3 protein-coding genes and 1 pseudogene are annotated in these 4729 nt (G+C 32.0%); all 4 read right to left on the bottom strand.

What is annotated here, in order from left to right; all coding sequences use genetic code 11:
• Nucleotides 1-194, bottom strand: a pseudogene (locus tag HALSAC_RS17250) (sugar ABC transporter permease); the annotation flags it as partial.
• A 73-nt stretch (nucleotides 195-267) separates the two neighbouring features.
• Nucleotides 268-1551 carry an extracellular solute-binding protein gene (locus HALSAC_RS0107515; protein WP_027339753.1) on the bottom strand — a complete coding sequence of 428 codons (1284 nt, stop codon included), beginning with the start codon at nucleotides 1549-1551 and terminating at the stop codon, nucleotides 268-270.
• Nucleotides 1552-2284: 733 nt separating this feature from the next.
• A complete protein-coding gene (locus tag HALSAC_RS0107510) occupies nucleotides 2285-3049 on the bottom strand; it encodes a TatD family hydrolase (RefSeq protein ID WP_027339752.1) in 765 nt (254 codons plus the stop codon).
• A gap of 355 nt (nucleotides 3050-3404) precedes the next feature.
• Nucleotides 3405-4729 (bottom strand): DNA repair protein RecN (gene recN / locus HALSAC_RS15320; RefSeq protein ID WP_035571514.1); only part of this gene is annotated, 1325 nt, incomplete at its 5' end.

Genomic DNA, 4729 nt, shown 5'->3' with positions numbered 1-4729 from the left:
ATACCCTCTCTAATAAAAGGCCTCATTCTATACATATTAAGATTAGAAAAGGCAAGTCTAAAGTTATAGAAAAATGGATATATAATTACTAAAGCAACTACTATTAAAGCTGGTAATAACATAGCGTATGAGAATCCATACTGTTTAAAAAAGTTAGATAATGGATTCTCATCTTGGCCCAATATCTTCTTCATCTTTATCCTCCTTCATAATAAAGTTATGGAGGATAGGAATCCTCCATAACTTTTGGTTTTATTATTAAAAAAATTATCTCATATCTTCAATAGTGTCTTCAGCTCTTCTTTGCATTTGAGCTGGAGCATCTGCAGGGTCTAAGTCATCTGACATTACTCTTTGTAATGAAGGTCTAATAGCATCCCAAATAGCTCTCATCTCAGCAACAACTGGCATTGGTCTACCATTTTGTAGCTGCTCAGCAGATCCAGCCATAATATGATTTTCTGTAATTAATGGATGATCATAAGCATGCTTATTAGCTGGTAAGAACATATTTTCTTCAATGAACATATTTTGAGCTTCTTCACTTGTCATAAATTCAATAAATTTAATAGTAGCAATCTGCTCTTGTTCTGGAAGCTCAGCCATCATAATATAAGAAGTACCACTTGTCATTGGCTGACCATAAAGTCCAGTTTCATTAAACATTGGAATTGATGCTACACCAAGATCAATGTTTTCTGCATCAGCATATTCACCATAAGACCAGTCACCATTAATGATAAATGCAGCTTTTCCTTCTTTAAATAAACTGTCCATTAAATCATAATCTGACTCACCAGGAATAATTCTATGCTTATATCTTAGATCATGAACAAATTGCATTGCATTCTCTGTAGCTTCATCATCTAAAGTCGGGTTAAGATCTTCATCAAATACCCAGCCACCAAAACCTCCATGGAATACTACCCACCAGAAAGGCTCAGCAGCATTATAAGCTAATCCATAAGTGTCTCCATCAGTTAATTCCTTAGCAACTTCAATCAATTCATCCCAAGTCTCTGGTGCTTCATCTACTAAGTTCTTATTATACAATAATGTCAAGTGATTACCCATAGTAGCTGGAATACCGTAAAGGTTTCCTTCTAAGGATAATCCATCTAATGCACCATCAATAAATCGATCTTTCAATTCATCACTAATTAAATTATCTAATTCTTCAGCAATTCCCATTGCTGAAAAAGGCCCAATATGATCAAATGGACTACTTGTCAAGTGAGGACCTTCTCCACCCATAAATGCAGTCTGAGTATTTTGTCTTAAATCCTCAGTCTCCATATTAGTTCTTTCAACAGTAATATTTGGATTTTTCTCTTCAAACTTCTCAATCAACGCATCAAGAGTAGACCTTACAGCTGGCTCTTCTTTCTCCCAAAATCTAAGAGTAACCTCTTCTGTTACTTCTCTTTGGTCAAGAGCCAAATTCTCTTGTGCTCCTTCTTCAGCTTGATCTTGAGCTTGATCTCCACCACACCCTACTAGTAGTGAAAGTGATAATACTAGGATCAAAATACCCATAAGTGACTTTTTCATTTCTTTTCCCCCTTTTTTTAATAATTCTAGGTGAATATTATTTTATTTTTCACCTAAAATGAGTAAATTTTTATAAATTATCCCCATTATTATAGTCTTATGAAATTATTAAAGGAGAATGACAAATTTACAGTCCAGTCATAAAATATACGTAAATCTTGCAAATTATCTATATAATAAATATTTTACATAATCTAACTTCTACATCAATATATTTATACCTTCAACATACCTAGATTTTATTCCAAATTAAATCAATAATCTCTTTTCAACTTTAAGATTAACTATATTTAATTATAATAAAATTTCCTGTTTAAAGCAAGCAAGTATTATATATTATTATAATTTATAGGTTTTTATTCCTCTTATTCAATATGTTACCTGGTTAAACCTTAGAATTTTCCTCTCTTAATTCTAGAGGGTTTTAAAGAAAAGTATTAATGATTTAAACTTAAATATATAATATATAACTGATCTAGCATCTTCTTAGTATAAATAAGAATTAACTTTCAACTATATTCTATTATAACAGATAAATTACTTAAAACAAACTTAAAATCACCTAATTCTTAATAAACCACTCAATTATTAAACTACAAATGATTAGATGAACATCTATATACCTCCCATAATAGTATATTTACACCATTAATTGAATTGACCTGCATATTCACATTAATAATAATATCACTATATTCATCCTTCACCCTAAAAAAATTACCTTTCTTTTAAACTATTTTAAATTAAATAAACTCTTAGCATTTTCAGTTGTTATTTTTGCTACCTCTTCTAAATCTAAATTCTTAACCTCAGCAATCTTCTTAGCAACGTCTTTAACAAACTTAGGTTCATTTCTCTTACCTCTATTAGGAGCTGGGGTAAGATAAGGTGCATCAGTTTCAATTAAGACCCTATCTAAAGGAACCTCTCTTACTACATCTCTTAACTGACTTGCATTATTAAAGGTGATAACTCCACCAAAGGCCAGATAAAAACCTAAATCTATTACCTCCTTAGCAGTAGCTAAATCATAAGCATAACAATGCATTACCCCTTCTAAACCCTTACCTTCCTCTTTAAGAATATCTAGAGTATCTTCCTTTGCTTCACGACTATGTATAGCTACAGGAAGATCAAAGCCATTAGCTAATCCTAAAAGCTTCTTAAAGACATCTTGTTGTTTCTGTCGAGGTGAATTATCATAATAATAGTCTAAACCCACCTCACCAATAGCAACTACTTTATCATAAGATGCTAATTCCTTAAGCTCTTTATAATCCTGTTCAGTAAATTTTTGAGCATAATGAGGATGAACCCCTACAGTAGCCCAAATAAAATCATATTCCTTAGCTAACTTTACCGAATTACGACTTGAATCCATATCAGCTCCTATATTTATCACTCGCTCAACACCACTCTCATAAGCAGCTTGAATTACCTCTTCTCGATCCTTATCAAATCTATCAAAATCCAAATGTGCATGAGTATCGATTAACATATTCTCACCTCATTTCTTCTAATATTACTTAGTTATATTAATATTAAAGTTAGGATTAATAGTAATTAAGTGTCACTTTCGTGCCACTAGTAATGGGTAATGAGTGAAGAGTAATGAGTAAAGTCAAAATCTCAAAACCTCAAAACCTCTTATAAGTCTTAGGTGACAAAGGGGTTTCTGTTTTTTTAAGGTTTTACTCATTACCCATTACTGATTACTCATCACCAGTAATAAAGCTTCGCTTTATTACTATATAATTGCAACTTCAAAAAAGAAAGATCTTCAGTTTATTTCTAAAGAAATAAACTGAAGATCTTTCTACTGATATATTAAATTTTAAAATGAATTATACTTCTTACAAACTAGTCTTATCATATGATCTTCTCTTTTCATCCGCTGCCCCGATTAGTTCTTTGGCATGATCTATGGTAGTATCATTTAAACTACCATCTAACATCCGGGCCAACTCTCTAATCCTTCCATTATCGGTCAAAGGATGAATTACAGTCTCTGTTTCCTCTTGGACTACCTTCTTCATTATTAAATAATGGCTATCAGCCATACAAGCAATTTGAGGAAGGTGAGTGATGCATATTAATTGGTGCTTTCTTGATAAGAAAAGAAGTTTATCTGCTATTAACTTAGCAACTCTTCCACCAATACCAGTATCAATCTCATCAAAAACAAGGGTAGAGATATCATCAATATGTGCTGTTATCGTCTTTAAAGCCAACATTATCCTCGATAATTCTCCACCAGAAGCTATCTTAGCCAAAGGTTTTAGACCAGAGCCAGGATTAGGAGCAATTAAGAACTCAACCTTATCCATACCATCACCACTAAAGCCACTTCTCTCTTCAAAGTTAACTTTAAATTTAGTCTGGACCATAGATAAATCCTTTAATTCTTTCAAAATTTTCTCTTCTAATAAGTTGGCTACTTCTTGCCTCTTATTAGATAAACTCTTAGCTTTATTGTTATAATCTTCTTCAAGCCTCTTTATATCTTCCTCTAACCCCTTTTTTCTCACTTCCATTCCTTCAGCCTCTTCTAACTCAACTTTAATCCCATCACAATAAGTTAATATATCTTCGATTTCATCTCCATACTTTCTCTTTAGATCATTAATTACCCTTAACCGCTCCTCAATAATATCTAATCTTTGAGGATCAAATTCGATTTCATCTTGATAATCTCTTAACTGAAAAGAGACATCCTCTAAGCCATAAGTCAATTCTGTCAATTGATTGGAGACCTTCTCTAAACTCTTATCCACCGAGATTAAACTATCGATATCCTTAGAAATCTTCTTTAACTTATCTATAATAGCATCTTCTTCAAAAGATGTCTCATAGATTTGATGATAAGCATTAGTAACAGATCTGCTCAATTCTTCCGCATTGCTCAATCTCTTTTTTTCCTCAATTAACTCTTCATCTTCCCCAAGTTTTAATCCAGCCTCTTCAATCTCATTTATTTGAAAATTAAATAGATCAATTCTTCTCTCACGATCTTTTTCTTCTTCAACTAACTTATTTAATTCTCCTTGCTTTTCTTTAAACTCATTATAAATTTCATTAACTTCCCTCTTTAAAGATAGTACTTCTTCACCACCAAACTCATCTAATAACCTTAAATGATCATCAGAGTTTAATAATGATTGATGTTCATGTTGTCCAT

It is taken from the genome of Halonatronum saccharophilum DSM 13868 (assembly GCF_000517025.1).
GTDB lineage: Bacteria > Bacillota > Halanaerobiia > Halobacteroidales > Halobacteroidaceae > Halonatronum > Halonatronum saccharophilum.
This window is presented reverse-complemented; position numbering and strand designations above follow the sequence as displayed.

Excerpts from the sequence above, each read along its gene's own strand:
- HALSAC_RS0107515 (WP_027339753.1), bottom strand. The coding sequence starts at position 1,551 with ATGAAAAAGTCACTTATGGGTATTTTGATCCTAGTATTATCACTTTCA.
- HALSAC_RS0107510 (WP_027339752.1), bottom strand. The coding sequence starts at position 3,049 with ATGTTAATCGATACTCATGCACATTTGGATTTTGATAGATTTGATAAG.